This is a genomic window from Nonomuraea sp. NPDC001684 (assembly GCF_053596515.1).
Genome location: NZ_JBSFGJ010000191.1, coordinates 1 through 17,008, shown reverse-complemented (window position 1 = coordinate 17,008; position 17,008 = coordinate 1). Strand labels below are relative to the sequence as shown.

Annotated in this window: 16 protein-coding genes; 11 read left to right on the top strand and 5 right to left on the bottom strand. The window is 73.0% G+C overall.

What is annotated here, in order from left to right; genetic code table 11:
* Both ACWCSD_RS28660 and ACWCSD_RS28655 read left to right on the top strand, forming a co-directional pair.
* Positions 1-491: ATP-binding protein DrrA1-3 family domain-containing protein (locus ACWCSD_RS28660; RefSeq protein WP_449919378.1), on the top strand; the 491-nt coding region annotated here is incomplete at its 5' end.
* Complete coding sequence (locus ACWCSD_RS28655; protein ID WP_352350427.1) at positions 488-1,249, top strand: ABC transporter permease; 762 nt, start codon at positions 488-490, stop codon at positions 1,247-1,249. The genes ACWCSD_RS28660 and ACWCSD_RS28655, both read left to right, overlap by 4 nt.
* 10 nt (positions 1,250-1,259) lie before the next feature.
* Here the strand turns inward: ACWCSD_RS28655 and ACWCSD_RS28650 are convergent, their stop codons facing one another.
* Complete coding sequence (locus tag ACWCSD_RS28650; protein ID WP_449919374.1) at positions 1,260-4,463, bottom strand: BTAD domain-containing putative transcriptional regulator; 3,204 nt, start codon at positions 4,461-4,463, stop codon at positions 1,260-1,262.
* A 149-nt stretch (positions 4,464-4,612) separates the two neighbouring features.
* Between ACWCSD_RS28650 and ACWCSD_RS28645 the strand changes: the two genes are divergently transcribed.
* Complete coding sequence (locus tag ACWCSD_RS28645) at positions 4,613-5,515, top strand: hypothetical protein (RefSeq protein WP_397162579.1); 903 nt, start codon at positions 4,613-4,615, stop codon at positions 5,513-5,515.
* Between the two features lie 213 nt (positions 5,516-5,728).
* Here the strand turns inward: ACWCSD_RS28645 and ACWCSD_RS28640 are convergent, their stop codons facing one another.
* Together ACWCSD_RS28640 and ACWCSD_RS28635 are read right to left on the bottom strand one after the other, a co-directional pair.
* A complete protein-coding gene (locus tag ACWCSD_RS28640) occupies positions 5,729-6,328 on the bottom strand; it encodes a hypothetical protein (protein WP_397162578.1) in 600 nt (199 codons plus the stop codon).
* A gap of 23 nt (positions 6,329-6,351) precedes the next feature.
* Positions 6,352-7,743 (bottom strand): selenium-binding protein SBP56-related protein, encoded by a 1,392-nt coding sequence (locus tag ACWCSD_RS28635; RefSeq protein ID WP_449919371.1) that lies wholly within the window; start codon positions 7,741-7,743, stop codon positions 6,352-6,354.
* A 106-nt stretch (positions 7,744-7,849) separates the two neighbouring features.
* On the opposite strand from ACWCSD_RS28635, the gene leuE reads away from it, so the two are divergent.
* Both leuE and ACWCSD_RS28625 read left to right on the top strand, forming a co-directional pair.
* Positions 7,850-8,503: a leucine efflux protein LeuE gene (gene leuE / locus ACWCSD_RS28630; protein ID WP_358283853.1), complete on the top strand. Its 654-nt coding sequence runs from the start codon at positions 7,850-7,852 to the stop codon at positions 8,501-8,503.
* 217 nt (positions 8,504-8,720) lie between these two features.
* On the top strand, positions 8,721-9,362 hold the full coding sequence (locus ACWCSD_RS28625) for a VC0807 family protein (RefSeq protein ID WP_364324307.1): 642 nt from the start codon (positions 8,721-8,723) through the stop codon (positions 9,360-9,362).
* Here ACWCSD_RS28625 and ACWCSD_RS28620 read toward each other — a convergent pair.
* Both ACWCSD_RS28620 and ACWCSD_RS28615 read right to left on the bottom strand, forming a co-directional pair.
* Positions 9,270-10,238 carry a hypothetical protein gene (locus ACWCSD_RS28620; RefSeq protein ID WP_397162577.1) on the bottom strand — a complete coding sequence of 323 codons (969 nt, stop codon included), beginning with the start codon at positions 10,236-10,238 and terminating at the stop codon, positions 9,270-9,272. The genes ACWCSD_RS28625 and ACWCSD_RS28620 overlap by 93 nt on opposite strands.
* A gap of 16 nt (positions 10,239-10,254) precedes the next feature.
* On the bottom strand, positions 10,255-11,433 hold the full coding sequence (locus ACWCSD_RS28615) for a sensor histidine kinase (protein WP_449919367.1): 1,179 nt from the start codon (positions 11,431-11,433) through the stop codon (positions 10,255-10,257).
* Between the two features lie 392 nt (positions 11,434-11,825).
* Here ACWCSD_RS28615 and ACWCSD_RS28610 point away from each other — a divergent pair, with 392 nt between their 5' ends.
* The 6 genes from ACWCSD_RS28610 to ACWCSD_RS28585 all read left to right on the top strand — a co-directional run bounded on the left by ACWCSD_RS28610 (position 11,826) and on the right by ACWCSD_RS28585 (position 16,826).
* Entirely contained in the window at positions 11,826-12,443 is a 618-nt protein-coding gene (locus tag ACWCSD_RS28610; protein ID WP_364324315.1) for a DedA family protein, read from the top strand.
* 36 nt (positions 12,444-12,479) lie between these two features.
* On the top strand, positions 12,480-13,292 hold the full coding sequence (locus ACWCSD_RS28605) for a DMT family transporter (protein ID WP_387667568.1): 813 nt from the start codon (positions 12,480-12,482) through the stop codon (positions 13,290-13,292).
* 81 nt (positions 13,293-13,373) lie between these two features.
* A complete protein-coding gene (locus ACWCSD_RS28600) occupies positions 13,374-14,585 on the top strand; it encodes a glycosyltransferase (RefSeq protein WP_397162575.1) in 1,212 nt (403 codons plus the stop codon).
* Entirely contained in the window at positions 14,582-15,256 is a 675-nt protein-coding gene (locus ACWCSD_RS28595; RefSeq protein WP_387667573.1) for a DUF998 domain-containing protein, read from the top strand. Before ACWCSD_RS28600 ends, ACWCSD_RS28595 begins: the two co-directional genes overlap by 4 nt.
* A gap of 59 nt (positions 15,257-15,315) precedes the next feature.
* Positions 15,316-16,083: a cytochrome P450 gene (locus ACWCSD_RS28590; RefSeq protein ID WP_449919362.1), complete on the top strand. Its 768-nt coding sequence runs from the start codon at positions 15,316-15,318 to the stop codon at positions 16,081-16,083.
* The gene (locus tag ACWCSD_RS28585; protein ID WP_358283834.1) at positions 16,080-16,826 is read left to right on the top strand and encodes an isocitrate lyase/PEP mutase family protein; all 747 of its coding nucleotides are present in this window, start codon (positions 16,080-16,082) and stop codon (positions 16,824-16,826) included. The genes ACWCSD_RS28590 and ACWCSD_RS28585 overlap by 4 nt, the downstream gene beginning before the upstream one ends.
* The last annotated feature ends 182 nt before the right edge of the window (positions 16,827-17,008 follow it).

The window sequence follows — 17,008 nt, the reverse complement described above, 5'->3', positions numbered from 1 at the left end:
GCCGCCGGCTGGACCTGGCGGTCAGCCTGGTCAGCCGGCCCCGGATCCTGTTCCTCGACGAGCCGACGACCGGCCTCGACCCGCGAGCCCGCGGCGACCTGTGGGACGTGGTCAGGGAGCTGGTCGCGGACGGGGTGACGGTCCTGCTGACCACCCAGTACCTGGAGGAGGCCGACCAGCTCGCCGACGACCTGCTCGTCATCGACCGCGGCCGGGTGGCGGCGAGCGGCACGCCGGCCGAGCTCAAGTCGCTGGCCGGCGGCCACCGGCTGGACGTCCGGCCGCTGCACGCCGCCGACCTGGAGAAGGCCGGCTCGATCCTCGGCGCCACGGCCGTGGACGGGCTGCTCAGCGTGCCCGTGCACGACCTGGCCGCGCCGCCCGACCTGCTCAGGCGGCTGGACGACGCCGGGATCGTGCTGGCCGAGCACGCCCTGCGCCTGCCCTCCCTCGACGACGTCTTCCGCACACTCACCGGAGCAAGCTCATGACCACCGCGCTCTCCCAAGGGCTGACGCTCGCCTGGCGCAGCCTGATCCCGTTGAAGAACAACCCCGGCCAGCTCGCCGGGCTGCTGCTCCAGCCCGTCTTCATGATCGTCATCTTCGTCTACCTGTTCGGCGGGGCGGCCGGCGGCGACCGGGCGGGCGCGGTGTCGTACATGCTGCCCGGCGTGCTCGTCCAGGTCGCGCTGATGGCGACGATCACGACGGGCATGAACCTGGCCACCGACATCGGCAACGGCGTGTTCGACCGGTTCAGGACCATGCCGATCGCCAGGTCGGCGCCGCTGGCCGGGCGCATCATGGCCGACCTGCTGACCCTGCTGATCACCATCGCCATGTCGCTGGCCGTGGGGTACGCCGTCGGCTTTCGCGTGCGGACCGATCCGCTGAGCGCGCTGGCCGGGATCGGCCTGGTGCTGCTCATGGTGACGGCGCTGAGCTGGGGGTCGGCCTGGATCGGGCTGGTGGCCAAGTCGGTCGCCTCGATGCAGGGCATCGCGACCGCCGTGCTGCTGCCGCTCACGTTCGGCAGCAGCGCGTTCATCCCCGCCACCGACCTGCCGGGCTGGCTGACCTGGTGGATGGGCGTCAACCCGGTCTCGCACCTGGCCGGCGCGCTGCGCGGGCTGCTGGTGGGCGGCCTGGCGGCGTCCGACGTGTGGATCACGCTCGGCTGGGCCGCCGCGCTGCTCGCCCTCTTCGCCCCCTTCGCCCTTCGTGCCTACAACCGGAAAGTGCGGTGACCGCGCTCTCCTACGTGGTGCTGCGGGCCATCGCGTAGAGCTCGTCCGGCGGCAGGGTGGCGCCCTCGGCGAAACGGCGGGCGAAGAGCTCATCGCCGAGCGCCTTCCTGGCCGCCGCGTGTCCCTCCGCGGTGTCGGGCGAGGTGTCCTGAGGGACGACCGCCGACGCCCCGCCGAACAGCACCGCCGCCCGTTCCTGGTCGCCCGCGGCCTGCGCCGCCAGCGCGAACCCGGCCAGCGTCATCGACAGCAGCGGCCGGTCCGGGCTGACGTCGCCGAGGACGTCGAGCGCCTGGCGGTGCCGGGCCAGCGCGGCGTCCAGGTCGCCGGCTCGGGCCAGGGCCCGGCCGTAGGAGATCAGGTACACCGCCGTGATCTGCGGCACCCGGGGAGCCGCGGCCACGACGCCGTCCATGTCCCGGTAGATCGCCAGGCTGCCGGCCAGGTCGCCGCGCCGCTCCTGGTACGCGGCCTCGCCCAGGCCGAGCAGCACCAGCGTCCACGGCGACGTCTCCTCGCCCACCCGGGACCTGGCCATGGCGAGGTCGGCGCCCGCGCCGTCCAGGTCGTCCACCCGCAGGCGGAGCTGGGCGAGCCGGATCAAGGTGGAGATCGACTCGTCGTCGCTGATCCATTCGCTGGTCAGCGACCTGGTCTCGGCGATCAGGTCGTCGGCGCCTGCGCCGCGCTCGGCCCGCAGGTCGGCCAGGCCCAGCAGCGCCTCGCTCAGTCCCCAGCGGTCGCCGAGCCGCCGGAACCCCTCGACCGCCCGTTCCAGCTCCCGCTCCCGCTCTCCCCCCGACCGCATCCGGCCGCCGATCATCAGGGCGGCGGACGACAACCACAGGTCGTCACTGCCGGCGTAGTCGCCGATCAGCGCGGCCGCCCGCTCGTCCTGCCCGGCCGCCGCGGCCATGACGACCCTGCTGATCAGCAGCAGCGGGTGCACCGGACCCTCCCGGACCGCCCGCTCCACCAGCTCCTCCATCCGGGCCGACAGCTCCAGCATGGCCGCGCGGTCGTTGCTGATCGTCCCGAACACGTCGACGCCGTAGGCGAACATGCAGGACGTGTACGCCTCCGCGAGCCCCGGCGGCGGCGTGTCCCCGGCCAGGTCGAGCGCCTGCCTGGCCCAGGCCGCGCTCTCGCGGCGGTAGCCGCACATCCACCAGTACCAGTTGAGCGCCCCGCACAGCCGCAGCGCGGGCCCGGCGTCCCGCCGGTCGATCAGCCAGCGCAGCGCCGCCGCGAAGTCGTCGCGTTCCGCCGCCAGCCGTTCGATCCACTCCACCTGGGTGGCGGTGCGCAGCTCGGGCACCGCGCGTTCGGCCAGGTCGAGCAGGTGGCGGGCGTGCCGGTCGCGGTACTCGTCGGTCTCGTCCGCCTCGGCCAGGCGTTCCAGGGCGTAGGCGCGGATGGTCTCCAGCATCGAGTAGCGGCCTTCGGGCGACAGGCGCACCAGGGACTTGTCGGCCAGCGCGCCGAGGACGTCGGCCGTGCCGCCGCACACCTCCTCGACGGCCTCCAGGGACGCGCCGCCGGCGAACACGCCGAACCGCCTGGCCAGCACGCGTTCCCGCTCGTCGAGCAGGTCCCAGCTCCACTCCACGACCGCCCGCAGCGTCTGCTGGCGCGGCAGCGCGGTACGGCTGCCGCCGTCGAGCAGCCTGAACCTGTCGTCCAGCCGGTCGGCGAGCTGGCGCGGCGTCATCGTGCGCAGCCGGGCGGCGGCCAGCTCGATGGCCAGCGGCATGCCGTCGAGCCTGCGGCAGAGCGCGACCACGGCCGCCGCGTTGCCCTCGTCCACGGCGAACGACGGCCGGGCCGCCGCCGCCCGGTCGACCAGCAGCCGCACCGACGGGTAGGCCGACGCCTCGGCGGGCCCCGCGCCCGCCGGCGGCGGTTCGAGCGGCGGGAGGGGCAGCAGCCGCTCGCCCGGCACGTTGAGCGGCTCCCTGCTGGTGGCCAGCACGCGCAGCTCGGGGCACTCGTCGAGCAGCCGCTCGACCAGCACGGCCGCGGCCGTCACCACGTGCTCGCAGTTGTCCAGCACGACCAGCGCGGGCCGCTCGCCCAGCGCCTCGGCGACCTGCTCGACCACGTCCTTGGCCGCCTCGGGCGGGCGGTAGCCGGGGCGGTCGTCGCGCAGGCCGAGCGCGTCGAGCACGGCTCCGGGCACGCCGGCCGGGTCGCTGACCGAGCCCAGCTCCACCATCCACGCCACGACCCCCCGCCGACCGCCCGGCTCGCCTGCCGTCCGAGGCGTGGAGGGTTCGGTGGCCGGCCGGAGGGCCGCCTCGGTGCGCGGTTCGGTGGCGGGCTGAAGGGCCGCCTCGGTGTGGGGTTCGGTGGACAGCTGGAGGGCGGCCTCGGTCGCCAGTCTGGTCTTGCCGGCGCCGCCGGGGCCCACGAGCGTGACGAGCCGGTCGTGGCGGAGCAGGCCGGTGAGCCGTCCGAGCTCGGCCTCCCGGCCGATGAAGCTGGTGCGCGGCTTGCGTACGTTGCCCTTCGGCCGGCTTCTGGGCCACGCGACCGGAGGCGGCTCCGCCGACAACACGGCCAGGTGCGCGGCCCGCAGCTCGGCGCCGGGATCGACGCCCAGCTCGTCGGCCAGCCGGTGGCGGGTGCGTTCGAACAGCTCCAGCGCCTCGGCCTGCCGTCCGGACGCGGCCAGCCCGCGCATGGCCAGCCCGACCAGCCGCTCGCGCAACGGGTGCGCCGTCACCTCGGCGGCGAGCTCGACCGGCCGCCCGGCCGCCAGCAGGCGCTCGGCCCTGGCCTCGACCGCCGCCAGCCGCTCCTGCTCCAGCGCGGTCGCCGCGTCCGCCAGGTACGGGACCGACGTGAGATCCGCCAGCGCCGCCCCACGCCACAACGCCAGCGCTCGGTCCGCGTCCTCGCCGGCCAGCCGCCGGAACGCCAGCGCGTCCACCTGCTCGGCGGGGAGCGCGAGGGCGTACCCGCCGGGGCGGCTGTCGATCACCTCGTCCGGCCTGAGCGCCGCCCGCAGCCGTCTGACCAGCGTCTGCAGCGCGTTGGCCGCGTTGGCGGGCGGCTCCTGCGGCCAGAGCACGTCGATCAGCCGCTCCGCCGTGACCGTACGGCCCGCTTCGAGCGCCAGCACGGCCAGCAGCGCCCGCAGCCGGAGACCGCCGACCACGACCGCTCCCCCGTCGCCCTCGACCTCCAACGGCCCCAGGATGGATATCCGCATCCATCACATCCTGCCCTGCCTGCGCACATGCTCCGGTAGAGACCTTTCCCCCGCCCGTTTCCTCCCGGGGATGAACTCTTTCCACCGCCGCGCGCCCGCCGTCCGTTTTTCGCGGACACAGAGCGTCATCGGCCGCTAACGTTCCGCCCGTGATCTCCTCCCAGCACGAGGCGCTGCACCGCGTCTTCCGTGACAATCCAGAGCTCTGCACGAGCGTCTTCAAGGTGCTCGACATCCCCTTCCCGTCACCGACCGAGGTCGCGGTGGTGGACACCGACCTGACCGAGATCAAGCCGATCGAGCGGCGCGCCGACACGATCATGATGTTCACGTCCCTGGAGGGACAGCACGCGGTCATCACCGAGTCGCAGTCCAAGCCCGATGACCGCAAGACCGCCGCCTGGGCGCACTACATCAGCCACGTGCACGTCAAGTTCGGCTGCCCCGTGACGCTGCTGGTGATCTGCCAGGACGAGGCGACCGCCACCTGGGCCGCCCTTCCGAAGACGATCGGCCTGCCGGACTGGCCGACGCTGTCCGTCCGCGCGGTCGTCGTGGGCCCGCACAACATCCCCGTGATCGACGACCTCGCCGAGGCGGTGAACGACGTGGTGCTCACCATGTTCTCGGCGCTGACCCACGCCCGTTCCAAGGAGGTCGCTGCCATACTGGAAGTCCTGGCAGACGCCTTGGACACCACCGACACGACCAGCGCGGGACACATCGCCGAACAAACCGAAATAGGCCTCGGAAACACCGACGCCCGACGAATCTGGAGAGACCTGATGGCGACCAAGACCTACCGCTACCAGTCCGAGTACGCCCAGATGCTGCGCGCCGAAGGCGAAGCCAAAGGCGAAGCCAAAGGCGAAGCCAAGGTGCTGCTGATGATCCTCGACGGCCGTGGAGTGGTGATCCCCGACGAGGTGCGCCGGCGCATCACCACCTGCGCGGACACCACCGTCCTCGAAACCTGGTGCAAGCGGGCCATCCACGCCACCAGCCTCACCGACATCTTCGGCACGGACGACGAGCAACCGGAACAGGGCTGACGGGCGGCCATGACCTACCGCTACCGGTCCGAGTACGCCGAGATGCTGCGCGCCGAAGGCATGGCCAGGGGGCTCTTGCGGCTGCTGGACGGGCGAGGCGTGGAGGTGCCCGATGACGTGCGGGAGAGGGTCACCGCCTGCACGGACATCGCCCTCCTCGAAACCTGGATCGACAGGGCCGTTCACGCCGATCGGCTCTGCGAGGTGTTCGGGTCAGGCCTGGAGGACGGTGAGGAGGCCGGCGGCGATCAGGGCGGCGGCCCACATGCGGTCCACGTTGAACCAGGCGCGGCGCAGGATCGTCAGGCCGAGCACCTCGTAGACCACCAGGGCCACGACGCCGGCCACCACGAACATGGCCAGCGTGTGCAGGGCCGCCACCGCCAGCCCTCCTGAGACGGCGTGCCCCGGGTGGCCCTCCGCGCGCAGCCCGGTGAGTACGGGCAGCAGCATGAGCCCGGCGCCGTGGGCCGACGACATCAGGAACGACCAGCCGGCGAGCTGGGCGAGCGACAGGCGCATGCCCACCCACCGGAAGTGGCGGGTGGACAGCAGCCGCCACAGCCCGAACGCCACCAGCACCAGCCCGCCGACCACCGGCAGCGCCGCGCCCGTCACCAGGGAGCCGGTGGCGGCCACGACCAGGGCGACCAGGGCCACCGACGCCAGGTGGCCCAGGGCGATCACGGGGATCGACTGGAGCAGCAGGTCGCGGCTGCGCTCCTGCAGGCCGCGGGCCACCGCGAAGAGCCAGCCCATGGCCGGGTTCAGGCCGTGGAAGGCTCCGAGCAGCAGGACCGTCGCGGTGCTCATGGCGGGCATCGTGGCGGGCATGGTCACGGGTAGCAGTAGGAGTCGGAGGAGGCGTCGCCGCCCTGGAGGCGTACCTGGTGGGGGCGCAGGCCGCGGAAGGCGTCGCCGTGGGGGAAGAAGGCGGTGTCGAAGGTGAAGGAGTCGGCGTCGACCTTGGCGAGCCAGGCTCCGACGCCCTCGGGGTAGAACTGGTCGTCCCAGGAGCCGTACAGGGAGTTGGTGAGGTAGACGCGGCGGCCGTCGCGGCTCACTTCGACCATCTGGGGGCCGCCGCGCAGCGGGAGTCCGGGCTCGGCGGGGTGCGGGGTGCGCCGGGTGATGCCGCCGATCCGCAGGGATCCCAGTTCGACCGGCTTGTACGGGTCCGACACGTCGTACTGCTTCAGCTCCCCGGTGCCCCAGCAGGAGACGTACAGGCGCTGGTCGTCCACGGAGAGGGCGATGTCGGTGACCAGCGGCGGCACGGCGGCGAACGGCTGCAGCACGGGCGGCAGCAGGGCGGGGTCGGCCGGTTCCGCGGGGATGGTGATGACCTTCCGCGCCTGCCAGCGGCCGTCCTCGTGGAACCACAGCCAGACGGAGGCCGACAGGTCCTCCACGCTGGTGACCACGCCGACGAAGCCGTACAGGCGGGTGGGGTCGTGGGCGGGGCGCAGCTCCAGCGGCATCTGGTGCTGGTCGCCCAGGTCCACCTCCTGGACGTGCCGGCGCTTGCGCAGGTCCCAGAAGTGCAGCTTGTGGCCGTACTTGCGGCCGAGCAGCAGCTCACCGACCACGCCGTCCTCGATCATGGACGGCGTGCCCCACTCCGAGGTGATCAGCACGTCGTGGTTGATGTGCCACCAGAAGTCGTAGGCGAGGTACTGCGGCCCGCGGTCCAGCTCCCATCGGCCGAGCACCTCGAAGGAGGTGTGGTCGAGCACGGCGATGCCGCCGGGGCCCTCGGCGCCGTCCGCGCCGCCGAGCGCCGAGACGTACAGGCCCTCGGGACCGCAGTGGACGGTGTGCGGGCGGGAGTAGCCCGCCCGCCTGGCCAGCGACTCGGCGTCGATCACCTTGACCAGCTCGGGGCTGATCCGGTCCTTGGTGTCGTAGATGTGGATGCGCGAGGAGCGCAGGCCGGGCACGACCAGGTAGCGCCGCTCGACGTGCGGGTGCGGCGCGTTGGGGCACAAAGCGCTGCTGCAGGCGTTCCAGCCGAAGTGGTGCAGCTCGTCGCCGGTGCCGGGCAGGTCGGTCCAGCCGATCACGGTGCCGTAGGCCGGGGAGGCGGGGTCGGTTTCGAGCACGGCCAGCGCGTCCGGACGGTTCGCCGACCGGTCGAAGGCGGCGACGTAGGCCAGCTTCTCCACGGGGGCCTCGACGGCGTCGCGCGGGGAAGGATAGAACGTGGGGTCGGGGGTCCAGAGAGCCATGACACCAGATATTCACGAGTATCCCTACTGGGTCAATAGGCATCAGCGCCGCAATGTGCAGCCACCGACCGACTGAATCGGCACATATCACGCGATACCGTTAAGCGTGTTCTTCGGTATCACGGACATCTGGACCTACGTCGTCGGCGCCTTCTTCATCGTGCTGCTGCCCGGCCCGAACTCCCTGTACGTCCTCAGCTTCGCCGCCCAGCACGGCGTCCGGCAGGGCTACCGGGCCGCGGCGGGCGTGTTCCTCGGCGACACCGTCCTGATGGTGCTCGCCGCCGCCGGGGCCGCGTCCCTGCTGCGCGCGACGCCCGTGCTGTTCACCGTCGTCAAGTACGCCGGCGCCGCCTACCTGGCCTGGATGGGCTTCCAGATGATCCGCGGCGCGGTACGGGCCTGGCGGGCCCGTCCGGCGGCGGCGGACGAGTCCGGGGCGGCCCCCGTGCGGCAGGCCAGGCCGTTCCGCAAGGCCCTGACGATCAGCCTGCTGAACCCGAAGGCGATCCTGTTCTTCCTGTCGTTCTTCATCCCGTTCGTGGACCCCGGGTACAGCGCCCCCTGGCTGTCGTTCCTCATCCTGGGCGCGGTGATCCAGATCTTCAGCGTGCTCTACCTCACCACGCTGATCTTCTCCGGCACGTTCCTGGCCGGTCAGTTCCGCCGGCACAGGAAGCTGAGCGCGGGCCTGACCTCGGGCGTCGGCGCGCTGTTCCTCGGGTTCGGCGCCAAGCTCGCCACGGCGTCACTCGGCTGAAAGCCGGGTTCAAGGGTGAGCTGGTTTCGTATGGAACAGATGGAACGCGGCAAAAGCGGCAGTCCTACTCGCCGGGCTCCGGTACGGTAGGCCACCGGCCTTCGGGGTCGCACCGGGCGGAGTCGCATCCGGCGGTGACGACGACCGGTCCATCCGGCAAGCCTGGACCCCCGAAGCCCGGGTAGACGCTGATCGTCGGCCTATCTGCGGAGCAGCCTTGAACCACCATCCGGTCGCACTCCCCCGTCTGACCGCGCTCGCCCGTCAGGCGGCCCCCCGCCTGCTCGAAGGCGTGGTCGCCCCCCTGCTGGTGTTCTACCTCGCCATGGTCGTGCTGGGCTTCAAGTGGGCCCTGGTGGCCACGGTCTCCTGGGTGTACCTCGGCGTGGCCTGGCGGCTGGTCAGAGGGATCAAGGTGCCCGCCACCATGTTCCTGGCGGCGTTCGCGGTCACGGTGCGGGCCCTGGTGTCGTTCTGGACGGGCACTTGGATGTGGTTCTTCATCCAGCCGGAGCTGGGCACGATCTGCATCAGCATGGTCTTCCTGGCCTCCGTCCGGCTCAACCGGCCGCTGGTGCAGAAGCTCACCCTCGACTACATCCACCTGCCGTCGGCCGTGCTCAAGCACGAGCGGGTGCGCAGGTTCTTCGCCAGGATCACGCTGCTGTGGGCGTTCGTGCTGCTGGCCAACTCGACGCTGAGCATCTTCCTGGCCGTCTACGAGAAGCTGGAGGGCTCGCTCGGCGCGTTCATGGTGCTGCGGACCTCAGCGGTGGCCGTGATCAGCGGGCTGGCGATCACCTTCTCGATCCTGGCGTTCAAGCGCGTCCTGGCCAGGCTGCACGTGGCCCACGCCTGACCGTTCGGCCAGCAGGAACGCTCCACACATCCCCATCACCAGCCCGGTCAGCATGCCGAACAGCTCGGCGAAGTCCGCGACGCCCGTGCCGCCGTAGGCCAGGGGACCGCCCGTGGACCTGACGATCATCGAGAACAGCCCCCAGCCGAACAGCGAGCCCGACCCGAGCCAGGCCAGCGCCAGCGGCCGCCAGAACGGGCCGTTCCCGCGCCGCCTGACCAGGGCCACCAGCGCGGCCGCCCCGCCCACCGCGAGCAGCGCCTTCAGCCCGTTCTGCACGGCCTGGACGGTCCCGTCGAACGCCATGACGACCCGCAGCGCCCCGACGGCGGTCGCCACCAGGAGCGCGCCCCACGCCACCACCTCCTGGAACGATCTGGTCGCGCTCGGGAACGGCAGCCTGACCGGGGTGGCGAAGACGGCCGGCCAGCGGTCGCGGGCGTAGAGGGCGAAGGCCGTCATGAGGGCGACGCCGAGGGTGATGAAACCGCCGTAGACGACCAGATAGACCCAGGTCTGGATCGGGCCGCCGCTGAAGATCGTCAGGCCGCCGATCAGCAGGATCAGCGGGGTCGTGACGGCCAGCACCGACAACAGGCCGGTGCCCACCCACAGCGGCAGCAGCACCAGCCAGGCGGGCAGCCGCATGCCCCAGCGCATGGTGAAGGCCAGCGCCAGCAGCAGCCCGGCGGCCTCCATGGCGAAGGTCAGCGCGTTCATCCCCAGCATCTGCCCGTTGTCCATGAGCGCCGGGTCGGAGACGCCGACGGCGTCGCCGGTCAGCCAGAGCGTCTTGATCGTGAGGTAGGGCAGCGTGGCGGCGACCGCCACGATCGCGGCGGTGAGCCGGCCGATGCCCGCTCGCTGTTCTGTCATGCCACGATCGTGCGCCTCAGGCGGGCCGGCCCCCTCCCGACCGGCGGGGATCCGCCTCCCCCTCGCGGGGGAGCTCGACGGCCAGGCGGAAGCCGTCGCCGTCGGGGCCCGCGGTCAGCGTGGCGCCGGCCAGCCGTACGCGCTCGCGCAGCCCCGCCAGGCCCAGCCCGCCGCGCCGGGCGCTGGGACGCGAGCTCGGCGGGCCGTTGCGCACGACCACCCGGTGCGGCGCGACCGACACGGCGACCGCCGCCCCCGGCGCGTGCTTGGCCGCGTTCGTCAGCCCTTCCTGGACGACGGCGTGCGCCAGCTCCGACGACGACGCCCCCGGCGCCAGCTCCAGGGTGATCGACATGCCGGAGTCCCTGGCCCGGCCGACCAGCTCGGCGACGTCCTCGCCCACCGGGGACAGCGGGGCCTCCTCGGCGTCCTCGCGCAGCAGGCCGATGATCTGGCGCAGCCGCTCGGTCGCGTCGGCCGCCGCCACGCGCAGCTCGCCGGCCGCCTTGACCTGGGCCGGGCCGAGCCCGGGGGCGACTTCGAGCCCGCCGGCGCGCACCGCGATCAGCGCCAGGTCGTGGCCGAGCGAGTCGTGCATCTCGCGGGCGATCCTGGCCCGCTCGCGCAGCCGCGCCTGTGCCTCGACCGACAGCCGCGCCTGCCGCCGCTGCTGGAGCACGCCCCGCCGGAGCAGCCCCAGCAGGTACGGGACCAGGTACGTGCCGACGAGCCCGGTGCCCATCGACACCCACAGCGCCAGGTCACCGCCCTGGAGCAGCACGACCCCGCAGCCGATGGCCGTGATCAGGCAGAACACGGCGCCCGCGGGCCACAGCCGGGTCATGCGCCGGCCGGTGAGGTAGGCGTACCAGATGATGAACGGCGAGGTCGCGAGCAGCGGCAGGATCTTCACGTCGCGCCGGGGCAGCAGCCACGTCAGGTCCACCGTCGCGAAGCCCTCGGTGAAGGTCCACGGGCCGAGCGGCAGCAGCAGCACCAGCGCCGCCAGCGGCCAGGGCCGGCCCACGAGCACGGCCAACGCGGCCAGCCCGACCCTGGGCAGCGTCACCAGCGCGAACCCGGCCGGATCGGCGAACGGGTCGGGGCCCATGGCGGTCACGAAGATGCCCAGCACGACCCACAGCAGCAGGTCGAGGACGACCTGACGGCGACTCTCACGACGCAGACGGTTCACGCCCCGACGGTATCCGCCGCCCGGCGCGGCCGGTCCCGCCCGAAGGTCATGCGGCGCCCCTGACGAAAGTCAGGGTGGGGCCCGGTGCAGTGATCACGGTGGGGCTAACCCCACCTGAAAGGCGGATACCTCCTCTCCTGTTTCCGGGGCGCGCAACCGGTTTGATCGTGGGTGTCACGCGGAAGTCGCACGTCCGCCCCTGACGAAAGTAGGGGGTGGCGCGTGCCGATGGGCCGATGTGCCACGACCTGCGGAATTTCTACCTTCATGGGGTAGGCGGCCCTGACCCTCCTAGGGGACGGGCCCGCGTTCGACCGGGGGCATCCCCGATGTCCCCGGTCCGCTCACGCCGACAGGCTTGGTGAGTGCCCTGACGATCGGAGTCCACGCATATGTCGCACGCCATTCTCGACCTCGTCCAGCAGGTGATGTCATCGCCATGGCTGTACGTGGCGCTGTTCGCCCTCGCGCTGCTCGACGGGTTCTTCCCCGTCGTGCCCGCCGAGACGTCGGTCATCACCGCGGCGGTGTTCGCCGCCTCCGGCCAGACCAACCTGGCCCTGGTGATCGTGGTCGCGGCGCTCGGCGCGTTCGTGGGCGACCACGTGTCGTACCTGATCGGCAACAAGTCGGCCAGGCGGCTGCGGGACAAGAAGGCGTTCGTCTGGGCGCGCGGCGCGCTGGCCGAGCGGGGCGGAATGGTGCTGATCGTGGCCAGGTACATCCCCGGCGGGCGGACCGCGACGACGCTGACCATGGGCGCCGTCGGTCATCCGCTGCGCTCGTTCACCTTCTTCGACGCCATCGCGGCGAGCTCGTGGGCGGTGTACTCCGGGCTGATCGGCTTCTTCGGCGGCATGGCCTTCGAGAACGACCCGATCAAGGGCCTGCTGCTGGGCCTCGGGATCGCGCTGTCGATCACCGGGCTCGTCGAGCTGGTGCGGTGGGCCAGGAAGCGGCGCGCCACCCAGCCTTCCCCGGAACGCCTTCCGGTGGACACGTCCGTTTGACCCAGTCCGGCAACCATCCGTCTGAAGGGAGTGCGCATGAGTGTGCTGGCCGCGGCGATCGCGCTGGTCGGTTCGCTGTTCTTCGCGCTCGGGGCCGCGCTGCAGCAGTTCGAGGCGGCGGGCTCGGCGAAGCCCGCGCTGCTGGCCCTGCTGCGCAGGCCGCGCTGGCTGCTCGGCGGCCTCTCCATCGTGACGGGCGGCGGCCTGCACATCGTCGCCCTCGGGCTCGGCCCGCTGACCGTGGTGCAGCCGATGGGGGTGGCCAGCCTGCTGTTCGCGCTGCCCATCGCCGCCGCGCTGCACGGCCGCCGCCCCTCCCGCAAGGAGCTGGCCGCGGCGGGCGTGGTCGCGGCCGGGCTGATCGGCCTGGTGCTGCTGGTGCCCGAGTCCGACGGGCCGACGTACCTGGCGCCCACGGGCGTGCTCACCCTGCTCGCCGTGGCCGGGGTCGCGGCGGTGCTGCTGTGGGCGGGCTCGAAGGCGGCCTCCCCCGCCGGCCGGGCCGCGCTGCTCGCCACCGGCTCCGGCGTCCTGTACGGCGCCACCGCCACGCTCATGCGCGTGCTCGTGGACGGCGGCTGGAACTGGTGGTACCTGCTGGCCCTGCCGGTGCCGCTGCTGCTGGCGCTGGTGATGCTGCAACGCGCCTACGCCGTCGGGCACTTCGGCGTCTCCTTCGCCTCACTGCAGATCGCCGACCCGCTCACGGCGGTGGCCTTCGGGGCGCTGCTGCTCGGCGAGCCGCTGCCGTCCGGCCTAGCGCCGATCGCGGCCGCCGCCCTGACCGCGGCGGGCACGTTCGCCCTGGCCCGGACGTCCCCGCTGGAGGCGCGCAACGACCTCGCCTGATCCCCTCCCCTGACCGAAACCCCCTGTTCGCCCATCGGCCCTCCCCCAGCCGTCCCCCCTTGTGAAAGCGGAGTCACCGTCATGGCCATGCCCCTGCGCAACGTCACCGACCACGCCCAGCTCGCCCCCGCCCCCGAACGTCCCCGCCGCGTCCTGATCTCGACCGACACCTATCCCCCCGACGTGAACGGCGCCGCCTACTTCACCCACCGCCTGGCCACCGGCCTGGCCGCGCGCGGCAACGAGGTGCACGTGGTGTGCCAGTCGGAGGCCGGCCCGGCCAGCGCCGACGTGGTGGACGGCGTGATCGTCCACCGGCTGCGCTCGGCCCCGCTGCTGGTCCACCCGACCATGCGGGTCACCGTGCCGACCAGGCTCGACCGGCTGGTGGCCGACATCGACCCGGACGTGCTGCACACCCAGGGCCACTTCGTGGTCGGCCGGGCCGCCATCGCCGCCGCCCGGCGCCGCGGCGTGCCGGTCGTGGCCACCAACCACTTCATGCCCGACAACCTCTTCCAGTTCGGGCACGTCCCCGAGGCGCTGCGGGCCAGGGCGGGCCGGCTGGCCTGGCGCGACTTCAGCCGCGTCTTCAAGCGCGCCGACCACATCACCACGCCGACCCCGCTGGCCGCCAAGCTCCTGTCCGACCAGGGCTTCTCCCGCGACGTCGAGGCCGTCTCGTGCGGCATCGACCTGGCCAGGTTCCACCCGCACGCCGAGCCCAAGTCGTGGGCGCGCCGGCGGTTCGCGCTGCCCGACCGGCCGACCGCCCTGTTCGTGGGCCGCCTGGACGAGGAGAAGCACCTCGACGAGCTGATCCGCGCGCTGCCCCTCGTGCTCAACGAGACCGACGCGCAGGTGGCGTTCGTGGGCCGCGGCAACCAGCGGATGGAGCTGGAGAAGCTGGCCAAGCGCATCGGGGTGGGCGACCGGGTGTTCTTCGTCGGGTTCGTGCCCGACGAGAGCATGCCGCAGGCGTTCGCCGCCGCAGACGTGTTCGCCATGCCGGGCGTCGCCGAGCTGCAGAGCATCGCCACGCTGGAGGCCATGGCGTCCGGCCTGCCCGTCGTGGCCGCCGACGCGATGGCCCTGCCGCACCTGGTGAACGGCAACGGCTACCTCTACCAGCCGGGCGACGTGGTCGCGCTGGCCAGGCACCTGACCGCCGTCCTCACCGACGACGACCTGCGCGCCCGCCTGGGCAACGCCAGCCGGACGCTGGCGCTGACCCACGACGACCAGGTGTCGCTGGCCCGCTTCGAGCAGATCTACGACGAGGTGACACGATGACCTGGCGTGCCGTGCTCGCTCCCGTGGCCGGAGCCGTGGCGGCGGTGGCCGCCCTCGGCTACGCGCAGGTGACCCTGCCCGAGCAGCCGCTGATCAGCGACTACGCGCTCGTCCCCGGCGGCATGCTGCCGGTGCTGGCCGGGACGCTGGCGCTGGCCGCCGCCTGCCTGGCGCTGGCGTACGGGCTGGCCGCCCGGGAGCCAGGGCGGACCGCCGCGACCCGCGTGCTGCTGCTGGCGGGGGCGGCCGGGCTGATGCTCAGCGCCATCTTCCCCACCGATCCCGGCATGTCGGACGTCAGCACGCTCGGCGGGGAGATCCACCGCTGGTCGGCGGCCGTGGTCTTCACCGCGCTGCCGGTCGCCGGCTGGACCCTGGCCAGGGGACGGGCGGCGGCCGCGCGCTGGAGCGCGGTCAAGGCCCTGAGCGTGACCTCCGGGCTCACGCTGGTCGCCTACCTGGCGGCCCACCCGGCCGCCGTCACCTCCTCGCTGATCGGCGGCGAGGCGTACTACGGGCTGCTCGAACGGGGACTGGTGCTGGCCGAGATCGTCCTCGTCGTCGCCATGGCGCTGGCCTGCGCACCGGGCCGCGCCGCCGCACGGGAGCAGGGCACGCGGGCCACCGGGGCGCCCGCGCAGCCCGAGAGCCCGCAGCGGCTGGCGGCGTGACGGGGATGCGCAGCCACACTTCGTCCGCCGTCGAACGGTCGGCGGCCTAGCGTGGACCCATGCTCATCACCCACCACGCCGAAGCCCGGGCGGTGCTCTCCGACGGCCGGTACGTGCCGCCGCCCGTCCCGCAGGACGGCGAGCCGGGGACGCTCGCCTGGCTGCGGGCCCACGTGTCGCGCTTCAGCACCGGCGAGACGCACGCCGAACGCCGCCGCCTGGTCGTCGAACGCCTGTCCGCCCTGGACCCGGCCGAGCTGCGGACGGCCGCCAGGGCCGCGACGCTCGACCGTTGCGGCGACCGTGACGGCGACTGGCGCGGCGTGCCGACGGCCGTGCTGGGGGCCGCGCTCGGCGTGCCGGACACCTCGGCCGTGCCCGCGGCCGCGAGCGGCTACCTGTCGGGCGAGGGGAGCCCGCAGGCCGACGCCGCCGTCGCCGAACTGCTCGGCCTGACCGACCTGCCGGCCGTCACCCTGCTGCTCCAGGGCCACGCCGCCACCGAGGCGCTCATCGAGAACGCGCTCACCCACGCCGTGCCGGGCGACGACCCCGAGGCGGTGCTGCGCGAGACGCTCAGGCAGGACCCGCCGCTGAAGGCCAGCCGCAGGCTCGACACCCGCACCGGCGAGGAGGTCACGATCGACCTGGTCGCGGCCAACCGCGATCCCGAGGTCTTCGCCGACCCCGACCGCTTCGACGCCTCCCGGGGCCCCGCCCCCCACCTGACGTTCGGGGACGGCCTGCGCCCGTGCCCCGCTCCCGCCCACGCCCTAGCGCTGGCCGCCGGCGTGCTCGACGCGCTCCTCGAAGGGACCCGCCGATGAACTTCCACGACCTGCACAAGCCGGGCGACCCGCTGCTGCTGCCCAACGCGTGGGACTACGGCTCGGCCGCGATCCTGGCCGCGCACGGCTTCCCCGCGATCGGCACGACCAGCCTCGGCGTGTCCGCCGTGCACGGCAAGCCGGACGCCGCCGGCGCGACCAGGGCCGAGACGATCGAGCTCGCCGAGACGGTCAAGGACCTGGGCGTGCTGGTCACGGTGGACATCGAGGGCGGGTTCAGCGACGACCCGCAGGAGGTGTCGGACCTGGTCGCGAGCCTGGCCGCGCTCGGGGTGGCGGGCGTGAACCTGGAGGACGGCCGTCCCGACGGCACGCTGCGCCCGGTCGAGCTGCACCGGCGGATCATCGAGGCCGCCAAGGGCCACGGCGTGTTCGTCAACGCCCGCACCGACACCCACTGGCTGGGCACCGGCGACTGGCGCGAACGGGTGGACGCCTACGAGCACGCCGACGGCATCTTCGTCCCCGGGCTCTCGGATCCGGCGGAGATCGCCGAGGTCGTCGCGCGTACGCGGCTGCCGCTCAACGTGCTCTACCAGCCGGGCGGGCCGACGCTGGACCGGCTGGCCGAGGCGGGGGTGGCCCGGGTGAGCACCGGCTCGCTGCTCTACCGGGCCGCGCTCCAGGGCGCTCTGGCCGCCGTGCTGGGCGCGCAGGGCAAGGACGCCCCGGCGCTGCCGACGTACGGAGAAATCGCCGCGCTCCTCCCGCAGACCCGATAATCGGGGCATGCGCTTCGAGATCCTCGGACCCACCAGCGTGCTGGACGAGGACGGCGCGCCGGTGGCGCTCGGCGGGCCGCGGGTGCGCGCCCAGGATGTCGGACTGGAGTTGCATGCACAGGTTGTTCGCGGTGACGCCGCCGTCGACCTTGAGCACGTCCAGCACCACGCCGGAGTCCTGC